The 14,572-nt window shown below is 72.6% G+C and carries 7 protein-coding genes; 4 read left to right on the plus strand and 3 right to left on the minus strand.

Annotation, left to right across the window (positions count from 1 at the left end; genetic code table 11):
* Positions 1-50: 50 nt before the first annotated feature.
* Together STRNI_RS27175 and STRNI_RS27180 are read left to right on the plus strand one after the other, a co-directional pair.
* Positions 51-1,652 (plus strand): sodium:solute symporter family protein, encoded by a 1,602-nt coding sequence (locus STRNI_RS27175; RefSeq protein WP_277412176.1) that lies wholly within the window; start codon positions 51-53, stop codon positions 1,650-1,652.
* 151 nt (positions 1,653-1,803) lie between these two features.
* Positions 1,804-3,531, plus strand: coding sequence for a thiamine pyrophosphate-binding protein (locus tag STRNI_RS27180; protein WP_277412177.1), 1,728 nt, complete (start codon positions 1,804-1,806; stop codon positions 3,529-3,531).
* A gap of 15 nt (positions 3,532-3,546) precedes the next feature.
* Here the strand turns inward: STRNI_RS27180 and STRNI_RS27185 are convergent, their stop codons facing one another.
* Genes STRNI_RS27185 through STRNI_RS27195 form a run of 3 tightly spaced genes read right to left on the minus strand, consistent with a single transcriptional unit; the run spans position 3,547 to position 7,101 of the window.
* On the minus strand, positions 3,547-4,224 hold the full coding sequence (locus tag STRNI_RS27185; protein WP_277412178.1) for a TetR/AcrR family transcriptional regulator: 678 nt from the start codon (positions 4,222-4,224) through the stop codon (positions 3,547-3,549).
* A complete protein-coding gene (locus STRNI_RS27190; RefSeq protein ID WP_277412179.1) occupies positions 4,221-6,299 on the minus strand; it encodes a YhgE/Pip family protein in 2,079 nt (692 codons plus the stop codon). The genes STRNI_RS27185 and STRNI_RS27190 overlap by 4 nt, the downstream gene beginning before the upstream one ends.
* The gene (locus STRNI_RS27195; RefSeq protein WP_277412180.1) at positions 6,271-7,101 is read right to left on the minus strand and encodes an ATP-binding cassette domain-containing protein; all 831 of its coding nucleotides are present in this window, start codon (positions 7,099-7,101) and stop codon (positions 6,271-6,273) included. Before STRNI_RS27195 ends, STRNI_RS27190 begins: the two co-directional genes overlap by 29 nt.
* A gap of 232 nt (positions 7,102-7,333) precedes the next feature.
* Between STRNI_RS27195 and STRNI_RS27200 the strand changes: the two genes are divergently transcribed.
* On the plus strand, positions 7,334-10,294 hold the full coding sequence (locus STRNI_RS27200; protein WP_277412181.1) for a discoidin domain-containing protein: 2,961 nt from the start codon (positions 7,334-7,336) through the stop codon (positions 10,292-10,294).
* A 220-nt stretch (positions 10,295-10,514) separates the two neighbouring features.
* Positions 10,515-14,441: an ABC transporter ATP-binding protein gene (locus tag STRNI_RS27205; RefSeq protein WP_277412182.1), complete on the plus strand. Its 3,927-nt coding sequence runs from the start codon at positions 10,515-10,517 to the stop codon at positions 14,439-14,441.
* The last annotated feature ends 131 nt before the right edge of the window (positions 14,442-14,572 follow it).

The following is a 14,572-nucleotide window of genomic DNA, read 5'->3' on the forward strand; positions in this document are numbered from 1 at the left end:
GCTTCTCCCTCTCTCCCTCTCCCCCTCGGCGCAGCTGGAAGGGATGGCCCATGGCTGTCGACTATGCGGTGATCGTGCTCTATTTGGCCGGAATGCTCGTTATGGGCTGGTGGGGGATGCGGCGCGCCAAATCGAAGAGCGAGTTCCTGGTCGCGGGCCGCCGCCTCGGCCCCGCGATGTACTCGGGAACGATGGCGGCGATCGTGCTCGGCGGCGCCTCCACCATCGGCGGTGTGGGGCTCGGCTACCAGTACGGCCTCTCCGGCGCCTGGATGGTCTTCACCATCGGCCTCGGGCTGCTCGCGCTGAGCGTCTTCTTCTCGGCCCGGATCGCCCGGCTGAAGGTCTACACGGTCTCCGAGATGCTCGACCTGCGCTACGGCGGCGCCGCCGGGATCATCTCCGGTGTCGTCATGTGGGCGTACACCCTGATGCTGGCGGTGACCTCGACCATCGCCTACGCGACCATCTTCGATGTGCTCTTCGGCATGGACCGGTCCCTCTCGATCATTCTCGGCGGGGCGATCGTCGTCGCGTACTCGACGCTCGGCGGGATGTGGTCGATCACCCTCACCGACATGGTCCAGTTCGTCGTCAAGACGATCGGTGTGCTGCTGCTCCTGCTGCCCATCGCCGTCATCAAGGCGGGCGGCTTCGCCGAGATGAAGGCCCAACTGCCGGACGACTACTTCGCGCCCCTGGGAATCGGCGGGCAGACGGTCTTCACCTATGTGCTGATCTACTCCTTCGGCATGCTGATCGGGCAGGACATCTGGCAGCGGGTGTTCACCGCGCGGAGCGACAAGGTGGCGCGCCTGGGCGGCACCGCGGCCGGTACCTACTGTCTGGCCTACGCCCTGGCCGGTGCGGTCATCGGCACCGCGGCCAAGGTGCTCTACCCGCATCTGGGCAGCCCGGACGACGCCTTCGCCACGATCGTCAAGGACGCGCTGCCGGTGGGCGTGCGCGGACTGGTGCTGGCGGCGGCGCTGTCCGCGGTGATGTCCACGTCCTCGGGCGCGCTGATCGCCTGCGCCACGGTCGCCAACAACGACATCTGGTCCCGGGTGAAGGGCGTCGCCGCGAAGCGGCGGCGGCCGGCCGAGGGAGGGTCCGGCGACGACGGCACCCCGTCGCGGACGGACGCCGGGGACGGGGCCGAGGCGCATGACGAGGTGCGCGGCAACCGCCTCTTCATCCTCCTCATGGGCCTCGCGGTGATCGTCATCGCGCTCGCGCTCAACAATGTCGTCGAGGCGCTCACCCTCGCCTACAACGTCCTCGTCGGCGGGCTGCTGGTGCCCATCCTCGGCGGGCTGCTGTGGAAGCGGGGCACCGCCGCCGGTGCGCTGGCCTCGGTCGCGGTCGGCGGGCTGACCGTCGTCGGGCTGATGGTCTGGCTCGGTGTCCTCGCCAACGAGCCGATCTATTACGGGCTGATCGCCTCGCTCGCGGCCTATGTGGCGGTCAGCCTGGCCACCCCGCCCACGGACGCCGCGGTACTGGCCGCCTGGCGGGCGAGGCTGGCCGGCCACTCGGACGGTGATCCGGACGGCGGTCCGGACGGCGGTCCGGAGGGCGAGCCGGAAGGCGATACGGCCGGGGCGGTGGCGCTGGCGCTGCAGCCTCCCTCCGCCGCCGGACGGGCCTGACACCGGCGCACACCGTCCCCGGGCCCCGGGGGGACCCCTGCCCCCCGGGGGGACCCCTGGCCCGAGCCCCAGTGCCCGGCCACCCCTCCACATCCGCCCGTCCGCCCGCCCGTTCCCACCTCCGCCCCCGCAAGGAAGGCAGCACGCATCCATGAGCACCACCCACCCCACGGCAACCGAGCACCGGCGCACCGGCGGTGACCTGGTCGTCGAGTCGCTGGCCGCACTCGGCGCGCGCACCGTCTTCGGGCTGCCGGGGCAGCATGCGCTCGGGGTGTTCGACGCGCTGCGCCGCTCCACCCTGCGCTATGTGGGGCTGCGGGTGGAGAACAACGCGGGCTTCGCCGCCGACGCGTACGCCCGGGCCACGCACGGGGTCGCGCCGCTGCTGGTCTCCACCGGGCCCGGTGCGCTGATGACGCTGGCCGCGCTCCAGGAGGCGGCGGCCGGGTCGGCCGCTGTACTGGCCATCGGCAGTCAGGTGCCGCTGGCCGGGATCGGCGGCGGGCGCCACGGCTATCTGCATGAACTCACCGACCAGAGCGCCTCGTTCCGCGGTGTGGTCAAGTCCGTCCACACGGCGCGTACCGCCTCACAGATCCCCTCGGCGGTGGCCGCCGCCTGGGAGTCGGCGCTGAGCGCCCCGCACGGGCCGGTGTGGCTGGAGATCCCGCAGGATGTGCTGCTGGCGGAGGCCGGCATCCCGCCGGTGGGTGAACTGGACGCCACCCCGCGGGAGTTGCTGCCGCGGCCCGAGCTGATCGCGGCGGCGGCGGACCGGCTGACCGGGGCCCGGCGGCCGGTGATCCTGGCAGGCGGCGGAGTCGTCCGGGCCGGGGCGGAGGAGGAGCTGCTGGCGCTCGCCGAGCAGCTGGGGGCACCGGTGGCCACCACCTTCGGCGGCAAGGGCGCCTTCCCGTGGGAGCATCCGCTCTCCCTCCAGTCCTGGCTGGAGGACCGCTACACCACGACCTTCCTGGAGGACGCGGACACGCTGCTGGTCGTCGGCTCGGGGCTGGGCGAACTCTCCTCGAACTACCACACGTTCCGGCCGCTGGGGCAGGTCGTGCAGATCGAGGCGGACCTCGGCAAGCTGGAGTCCAACCATGCCGCGCTGGGCATCCACGCGGACGCCCGGGCGGCGCTGGCCGCGCTGGTCAAGGAGGTCGGGGAGCGCGGGCCCCGTCACACCGGCGCCGCCCAAGAGGCCGAAGAGCACGCGGGGGCCGGAGGCGCCGGAGGGGCCGGGGGTGCCGGAGCGCCCGCCCCCGAGGCCGCCGTGTCCGACCTCCTGGCGCGGGTCCGCGACCGGATCGCGGGGCAGCAGCTCGACCTGGAGCAGCAGGTCCTGGCCTCGGTGCGGGAGGCGCTGCCCGACGGCGCGGTCAGCTGCTGGGACATGACGATCCTCGCCTACTGGGCGTGGTCCGCCTTCGACCCGCGGCGGACCAACGCGCTGCATTCGGCGCAGGGCGCCGGCGGGCTGGGCTACGGCTTCCCGGCGGCGCTGGGCGTGGCCGTCGCCGATCCGGCGCGGCCGGTGCTGGCGGTCTCCGGCGACGGCGGCGCGATGTACTCGATCGCCGAGCTGGCCACCGCCCGGCAGTACGACCTGCCGGTGACCTGGCTGATCGTGGACGACGGTGGCTACGGCATCCTGCGCGAGTACATGACCGATGCGTTCGGCGAGGCCACCGCCACCGAACTCACCCGGCCGGACTTCGTGGCCCTGGCCGAGTCGTTCGGGGTCCCCGCGGTCCGGACGAGCCCGGAACAGCTCCGTACGGACCTGGCGGCGGCACTGGCGGCCCCCGGCCCGTCGGTCGTCGTCCTCCCGGCCCGGCTGCGGATGTTCGCGCCCACCCACCTGAGTTCCTGAGGGCGGGCCGCCGAACTAGGCCCCCGACGGGCCGCCGCCCGCCCCCACCCGCCCCTGCAACAGCCGCGACAGCGCCGCGTGGACGTCCTCGACCGAGCGGTCCGGCTGGAAGGACTGCCAGTCCAGGGCGGCCACCAGGACCATGCCGAGGAGGGCGGAGGCGGTGAGGGGGATGTCGAGCTCGTCGGAGAGTTCCCCGTTCCGTACGGCGTCCCGGAGGACGTCCTCGACGACGGCCTGGGCCCGGCCGCGCACGGAGGTGAGGGTGGCACGCCAGGTGCGGTTGGTGCGCCAGAGTTCGGCGACGTAGAGCTGGATGAGGGCGGGGGAGCAGGCGATGAAGTCCAGGCCGGCCCGGATCATCGCGTCCAGGGCGTCGACCCGGGTGCCGCCGCGCTCCGCCGTGGCATCGGCGGCCCGGCGCAGGGAGTCGGCGAGCAGATCGATGCCGTCCCGCAGCAGCTCCTCGTAGAGGACGTTCTTGCTCGCGAAGTTGTAGTAGACGGTGCCCTTGGCGACGCCGGCGCGGTCGGCGATCTCGTCGACGGTGGTGGCGGAGAAGCCCTGTTCCGCGATGAGGATGACGGCGGCGTCGAAGATCCGGCGGCGCGTCGAGCTGCGCCGGGGGCCGGGGGCGGCCCCCGGGGCGGTGCCGTCGCCGGCACCGCCCCGTCGGACCGTGGGGACGCTCACAGGCTGAGTTCCGGATGCAGGTCCTTCATCCGGACGACCTGCCGGCTGCGCGCCGCGAGGGCGGTCAGGGCCAGCGCGCCCAGGGTGAAGACGACCAGGACCACACAGCCTTGCTGCACGATGGCGAGGTCACCGCCGGTGATCAGCCGGCGCAGGCCGTCGACCACGTAACTCATCGGCAGGAAGGGGTGGATGACGGCGAAGAACCCGGGGCTGGTCTGCACCGGATAGGTGCCGCCCGCCGAGGTCAGCTGGAGCATCAGGACGACCAGGGTCAGCACCCGGCCGGCCGGTCCGAAGAACGCGCCCAGCAGCTGGATGATGGCGGTGAAGCAGGCCGTGGCCAGCAGCAGGAATCCGACGGTGCCGGCCGTGCGGGCCATCTCCAGGCCGAGTCCCCAGTGGAGCACGGCCATCAGCGCCAGCACCTGCACGACGCCGATGGCGTAGGCCGGCAGCCACGAGCCGAGGGCGATCCGCCAGCCCGGGGCGCCCGCGGCCAGTGCGCGCTTGCCCAGCGGCTGGAGCAGCATGAAGGCGACCATCGCGCCGACCCAGAGGGAGAGCGGGATGAAGTACGGCGCCAGGCCGGTGCCGTAGTTGGGCGCCTTGTGCAGCGACTTGGCGGCCAGCTCGACCGGGTCGGCCATCACCTCGGTGCGGGTGTCCCGGTCCTTCTTGTTGTAGTCGGGGATCTTGGAGACACCGCTGTGCAGCCCGTCGGCCAGCTGGTTGCTGCCGTCCTTGAGCTTGAACAGGCCGCCGGTGAGCTTGTCGGCACCGTCCTTGGCGACGCCCAGGCCGTCGTGGAGCTTGCCGGCGCCGTCGGCGAGCGTGCCGATGCCGTCGGCGAACAGCCCGGCGCCCTGGGAGACCTTGTGGGCGCCCGCGTTGAGCTGGTTGATCTGGCCGATCGCCTTGTCGGCCCGGTTCGCGATGCCCGGTGCCTCCTCGGCGACCATCGCGGCACCGTTGTGCAGCTCCCGCACCTTGGTGCGCAGCTGCCCGAAGTCCGTGTGGGCGACGGTGTCGTTGACCTTCTCCGCCGTGTCGGCGGCGAGGGCGGTGCCGTCCGCGATCGCCTTCAGCTTGGGGCAGTCGGGGTCGGTGTCGACGAGGCCGTTGCAGCGTTCCCGGTAGAGGTCAGCGGCGTTGTCGGCGTTCTTCCGTGCCTGTTGGGCGGCCCTGGCGGAGTCCCCCGGCAGCTTGCCGAGGTCCTCGTCGAGCTGCTCGGTGAGGTCGGCGACGATCTGTGCCTTGCGGCCGATGTCCTTGCCGTGCTCGCGGAGGTAGGGCAGGTCCTTCCTGGCGATGCCGTGGACCTTGTCGGCGAGCTGCTGGGTACCGTCCGAGACCTTGCGCGCGCCCAGGCTCAGCTGCCTGGCCTTCGTGGCGGCCTCCGCAGCGCCCTTGCTGATCCGGCCCGCGCCCTTGTCCAACTCGCCGAGGCCGTCGGCCAGTTTGCCGGTCTTGTCCTTGGCGGTGCCGAGGCCGTCATCGAGCTTCCCGGCCCCGTCCGCCGCCTCGGCCGTCTTGTCGTGCAGATCGGAGAACGAGATGAAGATCTTGTCGAGCATGGCCCGCGACGAGGTGGCCGAGGTCTTCGCGCGGACCTCGGAGAAGACCGTCTTGGAGATCGAGCCGACGACGTAGTTGTTGGCGTCGTTCGTCCGGACCTGGAGCGCGCCCGTCTGCGGGGTGTCACCCGAGCTGGAGGCGATCCGCTTGCTGAAGTCCTTGGGGACGGTCAGCGAGAGGTAGTACGTGCCGTTCTCGACGCCCTTGGCGGCGTCGGCGGAGCTGACGTCCTCCCAGTGGAACTTCTTGCTGTCCTTGAGGTTCTCGGACAGGTCGTCGCCCGCGGTGATCTTCTTGCCGCCGCTGGTGGCACCCCGGTCCTCGTTGACGAGGGCCACCGGGATCTTGTCCAGGCGGCTGTACGGGTCCCAGAAGGAGCACAGGTAAAGGGCTCCGTAGAGCAGGGGGATCAGCGTCAGGGCCACCAGGCCCAGCCGGGGCAGCTTGCCCCTGCCGAACCGCCTGAGCTCAAGCGCGGCCAGTCTTGGCGAACGCATGCGCTGCTTCCTCCTCGGGGGTCTGGGTGTCGTCCTGGACGGGGGTGGGGGTGGGGTCGGCGGCTTCGGAATCCGTCCGCGCGGTGCCGGCGGCTTCGGAGTCCGTCCGCGCGGTGCTGACGGTCAGCGCGTCCGCCGGTGCGCCGTCGCCGGCGGCCACGACGGTGAGGCCCTCGCGCGTGAGGTCCAGCAAGAGCTGCCAGGCCTCGGTGCGTTCGGCGTCGGAGAGCTTGAGGTCCACATCGTCGACGGCCAGCAGCTGCGGTCCGTGCATCAGCCCGAGCGCGACGGAGAGCCGCAGCGCCTCGATCCGCTCCAGATCGCGCACGGCCGTCCGCAGGCCCTTGGGCAGGGTGCCGGGGTCGAGCCGGGCGGCCGCGAGGGCGGCGTCGATCCGGGCCCGGGTGGCCTCCTTGTGGCGCTTGCCCCAGGGGAGCGAGGCGCTCAGGGAGCCCTTGACGCGGTGGCCCAGCAGGGCCTGTTCCTTGAGGTGTTCGCCGACGGTGAGGGCGGGTTCGAGGTCGGCGACGCCCGGTACGTGCGCCAGCGCCGTACGGCTGCGCACCGTCCCCCTCCGCTTGGGCAGGGGGAGTCCGGAGACCGTCGCCTCGCCCTCGGTGATCCGCATCCGGCCGGTGAGGGCCAGCAGCAGACAGGTGCGGCCGGAGCCGGAGGGGCCCTGGACCGCGATCAGCGTTCCCGGCTCCGCGGTGATGCCGATCCCTCTGAAGGCCCATCCCCGTGGGCCCTCCACTCCGATTCCGCTGGCGTTGACCGCCGCCCCCTGGCGGGTGGTGTTCACCGACACCCCTCCCCTTTTGATCTGACTGGTCAGTCTAAAAGTGTGCCGCATCGAGGGCCTTGTTGACCAATCGGGGTGCCCCGGCGGCAACGGACCGAAGTCGGCCGCGTCGATCCCGTGACCCGGACGGGGGAATCGCCCTAGGGTGCCGTGCAGGCGGGGGCCTGATGATGTCCATGGTGAGTCCGTGCCGCGGCAAGCGGTGCGGACCGCGTACAGACGACGGAGAACCATGCACCCTTCGGCTCAGCACCCCGTGGACCGGCCGCCGCAGCAAGCGGCCGGTCCGGCCGCGCCACGCTCCCGCAAGCTGGTCGCCCCCCTGCTCGCCACCGCCCTGATAGCGGTCCTCGCCCCCGTATCGGCCTCCGCCGCGGCGCCCACCCCGGCGCCCGAACCGGCCGGCTCCGCCAAGGGGCCCTGTCTGAAGGGCGACGGCGACGACGGCTGGACCGCCACCGCCACCAAGATCGACCCCAAGGACAGCCACCACGCCTACGTCGGCAACGGCTACCTCGGGCAGCGGGTACCGCCCAACGGCACCGGCTACGCGGCACCCGGCGGTGCGACCGGCTGGCCGCTGAAGACCCCCGAATACGACGGCTCGTTCGTCTCCGGGCTGTACGCCAAGGGGCCCAAGGACCTCAAGGGCCGGCAGGCCATCGCCGCGATCCCCACCTGGACCACCCTCGACGTCGCCACCGGCGGCGCGCACCCCGACACCTTCTCCTCCGCCACCGCGCCCGGCCGGATCTCGCACTACCGCCAGACCCTCTCCCTGCGCTGCGGATTCGTCCGTACGTCGCTGACCTGGACCGCCGCCGACGGCCGGGCCACCGACCTGGTCTACGACGTGCTCGCCGACCGCACCGACGCCCACACCGGCGCCGTACGCCTGCGGATGACGCCCCATTGGAGCGGCTCGGCCACGGTCACCGACGGCCTCGACGGCCGCGGCGCCCGCCGGATGACGGCGTCGTCCGAGGGCGGCCCCGCCACCGGGGGCAAGGAGGCCGGCGGTAAGGAGACCGGCGGCAAGGAGGCCGGCGGCCCCGCCACAAGCGGCAAGGAGACCGGCGGCAAGGAAGCCGGGGGCAAGGAGGCCGGGGGCAAGGAGGCCGGGGGCAAGGACACCGGCCGCACCATGGACGTCGGGTTCCGCACGGACGGGACGAAGACCGAGGGCGCGGTGGCCTCCACCCTGCGCACCGGGCCCGGCGTACGCGCCGAGCAGCCCGGCCCGGCGGCCCGACAGGACAAGCTGAGCAACCGGCAGCGGGTGTCCTTCCCGGTCCGCAGCGGCCGCTCGTACGAGCTGACCAAGTACGTCGGCGTGGACACCGCGCTCACCTCCCGCTCCCCCCGCGCCGCCGCCGACGCCGCCTCGCGCCGGGCCGCCGAGCGCGGCTGGGACGCACTGTTCGCCCGGCACAGCGCCGCCTGGCAGCGGCTGTGGCGCAGCGACATCGAGGTCAAGGGCCGCCGCGACCTGCAGTCCTGGGTCCGCTCGGCGCAGTACGGACTGCTGGCCAACACCCGCGCCGGCAACCGCAACAGCATCGGCCCCACCGGCCTGACCAGCGACAACTACGCCGGTGAGATCTTCTGGGACGCCGAGACCTGGATGTACCCGGGCCTGCTCGCCGCCCACCCCGCACTCGCCAAATCGATCGTCGACTACCGCTACAAGACCCGGGCCGGGGCCGCCGCGAATGCCCGGAAGCTCGGCTACGACGGGCTGTTCTACTCCTGGACCAGTGGCAGCAAGGGCGATCTGTGGAACGAGTGCCACAGCTGGGACCCGCCGCACTGCAAGACCCAGAACCACCTGATGGGCGACATCTCCCTAGCCACCTGGCAGTACTACCTCGCCACCAAGGACACCGCCTGGCTCAGGTCCCGCGGCTGGCCCGTCCTCAAGGGCATCGCCGAATTCTGGGCCTCACGGGCCACCCGTAACACCGACGGCAGCTACTCCGTCAAGAACGTCGCCGGGCCCGACGAGTACAGCAACGGCGTCAACGACGCGGTGTTCACCAACGCCGGGGCCGCCACCGCGCTGCGGCACGCCGGCCGGGTCGCCGAGATCCTCGGCGAGAAGGCACCGGCCTCCTGGAAGACCATCGCCGACAAGCTGCGCATCCCCTACGACAGCAAGAAGAAGGTCTTCGAGCAGTACGCCGGGTACAAGGGCACGACCATCAAGCAGGCCGACACCGTGCTGCTGATGTACCCGCTGGAATGGCCGATGTCGCAGACACAGGCGGCCCGCACGCTGGACTTCTACGCCGGGCACACCGACCCGGACGGCCCGGCCATGACGGACTCGGTGCACGCCATCGACGCCGCCGGGATCGGTGAGGCCGGCTGCTCCACGTACACCTATCTGGAGCGGTCCATCAAGCCGTTCGTCCGCGGGCCGTTCGACCAGTTCTCCGAGGCGCGCGGCGAGAAGGCCGGGGCCGAGGACCCGCACGCCGGCAAGCCCGCCCAGGACTTCCTCACCGGCAAGGGCGGCTTCCTGCAGACCTTCACCCACGGGCTGACGGGGCTGCGGCTGCGCGAGGACCGGGTCCGTCTCGACCCGATGCTGCCGCCGCAGCTGTCCGAGGGCGTCACCTTGCGCGGTCTGCACTGGCAGGGGCGGACCTACGACATCGCGATCGGCGCGCACCAGACCACCGTGCGGCTGACCGCCGGGGCGCCGATGAGGATCGAGTCGCCGGAGGGCGAGAAGATCGTCAGCCGGGGCGTGCCCGCCGTCCTCAAGACCCGCCGCCCGGATCTGGCGGCGACCTCGAACGCGGCCCGGTGCACCTCGGCCACGGCGACCTCGGAGGAGCCCGGTCTCTACGCCGGCGCCGCCGTGGACGGCAACAGCACCACGGCCTGGGTGCCCAACGCCGCCACCGGCACCCTCACCGTCGACCTCGGCCGGATCACCCGCGTCGGCCAGATCACCCCGCACTGGAACAAGACCCGGCCCAAGTCCTACAACGTCCAGGTCTCGCAGGACGGAAAGCACTGGTCGGGGACCGGATACTCGGGCCGCACCCCGGCCCGGTACGTCCGGGTCACGGTGACCGGCGACCGGACCCCGGCGGCCGACGGGAAGCCCAAGCCGCATCCGGGCATCTCGGAGCTGACGGTGGAGCGGGTGAAGGACGACCCGACGGGGGAGCGGGGGAAGTAGCCCGCCGCACCCCGCCGCCTGAGCGACGGCCCCGTCCCGGACCACCCGGGGCGGGGCCGTCCGCCGTGCGGGCACGGGGCCGTCCACCGTGCCGTGCCGGGGCCGTACCGCCGTGCGGGGCCGGGGCCGTTCCGTCGCGCCGGGGCGGGATTCGTACAGAAGTTTGTAACGGCGGGATGAAATCCGCCCTGTGCGGTGTTGGTGCCCTCGACAAGTGTCGATGGGCGGGAGGCTCCGGGTGGCGGGGACGGACACGGAACGAGCGGGCTGGGCGCGGCGGCTGACCCGCGACTGCTGGCAGTACCGGAGGGATGTGCTGCTGGCCCTCGGCTCCTCGCTCGCGGGGATGGCCGTACTGGCCCTGGTCCCGCTCGTACCGAAGCTGATCATCGACGAGGTCATCGTCCGGCACGAGCGTGCCCTGGGCCCCTGGGCAGCTCTGCTGGTCGCGGCCGCGGTCGTGGTCTACGTCCTCACCTACATCCGCCGCTTCTACGGCGGCAGGCTTGCCCTGGACGTCCAGCACGATCTGCGGACCCGGATGTTCGGCGCGATCGCCCGCCTCGACGGCCGGCGGCAGGACGAGCTGAGCACCGGCCAGGTCGTCGGCCGTGCCACCAGCGACCTCCAGCTGATCCAGAGCCTGCTGTTCATGCTCCCGATGATGATCGGGAACGTCCTGCTGTTCGTGATCTCGCTGGTGGTGATGGCGGTGCTGTCGCCGCTGCTCACCGTCGTGGCGCTGGCCGCCGCCCCCGCCCTGTGGTTCATCGCCCAGCGCAGCCGCGCCCGCCTCTTCCCCGCCACCTGGTACGCCCAGGGACAGGCGGCCGCCGTGGCCGGTGTCGTGGACGGCGCGGTCTCCGGGGTGCGGGTCGTCAAGGGCTTCGGGCAGGAGGAGCAGGAGACCGGCAAGCTGCGCGAGGTCAGCCGGCGGCTGTTCGCCGGGCGGCTGCGCACGGTCCGGCTCAACGCCCGCTACACCCCCGCGCTGCAGGCCGTACCCGCGCTCGGCCAGGTCGCGATGCTGGCCCTCGGCGGCTGGATGGCCACCCAGGGGCAGGTCACCCTCGGCACCTTCGTCGCCTTCTCCACCTATCTGGCGCAGCTGGTCGGACCGGTCCGGATGCTGGCGATGATGCTGACCGTCGGCCAGCAGGCACGCGCCGGTGTGGAGCGGGTCTACGAGCTGATCGACACCGAGCCCTCGATCGCCGAGCGGCTGGACGCACACGAGCTGCCCGCCGACGCCCCGGCCACCGTCGAATTCGACCGGGTGACGTTCGGGTACGCACCGCTGCACGAGGCCGCGGGCGAGGCCGCGGACGAGGACGCCGGGCCCGCCCGGGAGGCCCCGCCCGCCGTCCGCCCCGTCCTGGAGGACTTCTCGCTGCGCATCGAGGCCGGTGAGACCGTCGCCGTGGTCGGCACGTCCGGCAGCGGCAAGTCCACGGTCTCGCTGCTGCTGCCGCGCTTCTACGACGTCTCCGCCGGCCGGGTCCTGGTCGGCGGCCACGATGTGCGCGAGCTGACCCTGGAGTCGCTGCGGGCCGCCATCGGCCTGGTCCCCGAGAGCAGCTTCCTGTTCTCCGACTCCGTCCGCGACAACATCGCCTACGGCCATCCGGACGCCACCGACGCGCAGGTGCGCGCCGCGGCCCGCGCCGCGCAGGCCGACGGCTTCATCTCCGAGCTTCCCGAGGGCTATGACACCAAGGTCGGCGAGCAGGGGCTGACCCTGTCCGGCGGCCAGCGCCAGCGCGTCGCCCTGGCCCGCGCCATCCTCACCGACCCCCGGCTGCTGGTGCTGGACGATGCGACCTCGGCGGTCGACGCCCGCGTCGAGCACGAGATACACGAGGCGCTGCGCGGCGTCATGGCGGGCCGGACGACCCTGCTCATCGCCCACCGCGCCTCCACCCTGGCGCTCGCCGACCGGGTCGCCGTCCTCGACGGCGGGCGGCTGGTCGACCTCGGCACCCAGGAGGAGCTCGAAGAGCGCTGTCCGCTCTACCGCAGGCTGCTGACCGACCCGGAGGAGCTGGGCGGCGTCGAGCGGGACCCGGCCGGTGCGCTGGCCGGCGCCTTCGACGGCGAGTTCGCCGCCGGCGGGCTGCTGGAACGGGACCCGGCGGCGGACACCGACGGGCCCGAGGGGGTACGGGACGACGAGGCGGCCCGGACCGGGGCGGACGGCACGATCACCCCTGAACTGTGGGTCCGCCGGGAGCAGGAGGCCGAGGCGGGCGGAGCCGGGATGGCGGCCCGCGCGGCCGTCGCGGCCGGGCCCGGCATGGGCGCCGCGATGGCCGGACTGCCCGCGACCCCCGAACTCCTCGCCCAGGTCGCCGCGCTGCCGCCCGCGACCGACAACCCGGACGTCGACGAGGACCAGGCCGTGCGCCCCGAGCGCTCCTACGGCCTGCGCCGGCTGCTGCACGGCTTCGGCGGGCCGCTGGCCTTCGCGCTGGCGCTGGTCGCCGTGGACGCCCTCGCCGGGCTGCTGCTGCCGGTCCTGATCCGGCAGGGCATCGACGAGGGCGTCCGCCGTGGTGCGCTGATCGGTGTCTGGACGGCCGCCGCCATCGCCCTGGTCGTGGTCCTGGCCCAGTGGGCCGCGCAGATCGGCGGCAACCGCATGACCGGACGCATCGGTGAGCGGGTCCTCTACTCCCTCCGCCTCAAGATCTTCGCGCAGCTCCAGCGCCTCGGGCTCGACTACTACGAGCGGGAACTGACCGGCAAGATCATGACCAGGATGACGACGGACGTGGACGCCCTGTCCACGTTCCTGCAGACCGGCCTGGTCACCGCCCTCGTCTCGATGCTGACCTTCTTCGGCATACTCGTCGCGCTGCTGGCCATCGACCTCCAGCTGGCCCTGGTCGTCTTCGCCACCCTCCCGCCGCTGATCGTCGGCACGTACTTCTTCCGCAAGCAGAGCGTGAAGGCCTACGAGCTGGCCCGCGAGCGGATCAGCGTCGTCAACGGCGACCTCCAGGAGAGCGTGTCCGGACTGCGGATCGTCCAGGCGTTCCGGCGCGAGCGGCAGGGCGCGGAGCGGTTCGCCGCCCGCAGCGACGACTACCGCCGGGCCCGGGTCCGCGGCCAGTTCCTGATATCCGTCTACTTCCCCTTCGTCCAGCTGCTGTCGTCCGTGGCGGCGGCGCTGGTGCTGATCGTCGGCGCCGGGCGGGTCGGCTCCGAGACCCTCACCGCCGGTGCGCTGGTCGCCTACCTGCTCTACATCGATCTGTTCTTCGCCCCCGTCCAGCAGCTCTCCCAGGTCTTCGACGGCTACCAGCAGGCGTCCGTCTCCCTCGGCCGCATCCAGGAGCTGCTGCGCGAGCCGACGACCACCCCGGCCGTCGAGCGGCCCCGCGAGGTGCCCGCGCTACGGGGCGACATCACCTTCGACGATGTGCACTTCCACTACGGCGAGGACGAGGACCCGGCGCTGGCCGGTATCGCGCTGACCATCCCGGCCGGCCAGACCGTGGCCTTCGTCGGCGAGACCGGCGCCGGCAAGTCCACCCTGGTCAAGCTGGTCGCGCGGTACTACGACCCATCCTCGGGCGCCGTCCGGGTCGACGGCGCCGATCTGCGCGAGCTGGACCTGACCGGCTACCGCCGACGCCTCGGAGTGGTCCCCCAGGAGTCCTACCTCTTCACCGGCACGGTCCGCGACGCCATCGCCTACGGCCGGCCGGACGCCACCGACGCCGAAGTGGAGGCCGCCGCCCGGGCCGTCGGCGCCCACGCGATGATCGCCACCCTCGACGGCGGCTACCTCCACGAGGTCGCCGAGCGCGGCCGCAACCTCTCGGCCGGCCAGCGCCAGCTGCTGGCCCTGGCCCGTGCCGAACTCGTCGATCCGGACGTGCTGTTGCTCGACGAGGCCACCGCGTCCCTGGACCTGGCCACCGAAGCGGTCGTCAACCAGGCCACCGACCGGCTCGTCGGGCGCCGTACGACCCTCGTCGTCGCCCACCGGCTGACCACCGCGGCCCGCGCCGACCGGGTGGTGGTGCTCGACCGCGGCCGGATCGTCGAGGACGGCAGCCATGCCCAGCTCCTCGCCCGCGACGGCCGCTACGCGGAGCTGTGGCGCACCTTCACGGGCGAGGAGGAGGAACTCGCGGCCTGAGAGGCCCGAGGTCTGAGGGCTGAGGCGTGAGGTCTGAGACCCGAGGCCCCAGGCCCGGTCCACGACCGGTCTGGGGCCATTCCGGACCGTTCCGGGGCTGTTCCGGACCGTTCCGAGACCGGTCCCCGGCC

It is taken from the genome of Streptomyces nigrescens (genome assembly GCF_027626975.1).
GTDB classification, from domain to species: Bacteria; Actinomycetota; Actinomycetes; order Streptomycetales; family Streptomycetaceae; genus Streptomyces; species Streptomyces nigrescens.

Bases quoted from the DNA above. Each gene is read 5' to 3' on its own strand.
- STRNI_RS27175 (WP_277412176.1), top strand. From the start codon at position 51: ATGGCTGTCGACTATGCGGTGATCGTGCTCTATTTGGCCGGAATGCTC.
- STRNI_RS27200 (WP_277412181.1), top strand. From the start codon at position 7,334: ATGCACCCTTCGGCTCAGCACCCCGTGGACCGGCCGCCGCAGCAAGCG.
- STRNI_RS27180 (WP_277412177.1), top strand. From the start codon at position 1,804: ATGAGCACCACCCACCCCACGGCAACCGAGCACCGGCGCACCGGCGGT.
- STRNI_RS27190 (WP_277412179.1), bottom strand. From the start codon at position 6,299: ATGCGTTCGCCAAGACTGGCCGCGCTTGAGCTCAGGCGGTTCGGCAGG.
- STRNI_RS27205 (WP_277412182.1), top strand. From the start codon at position 10,515: ATGGGCGGGAGGCTCCGGGTGGCGGGGACGGACACGGAACGAGCGGGC.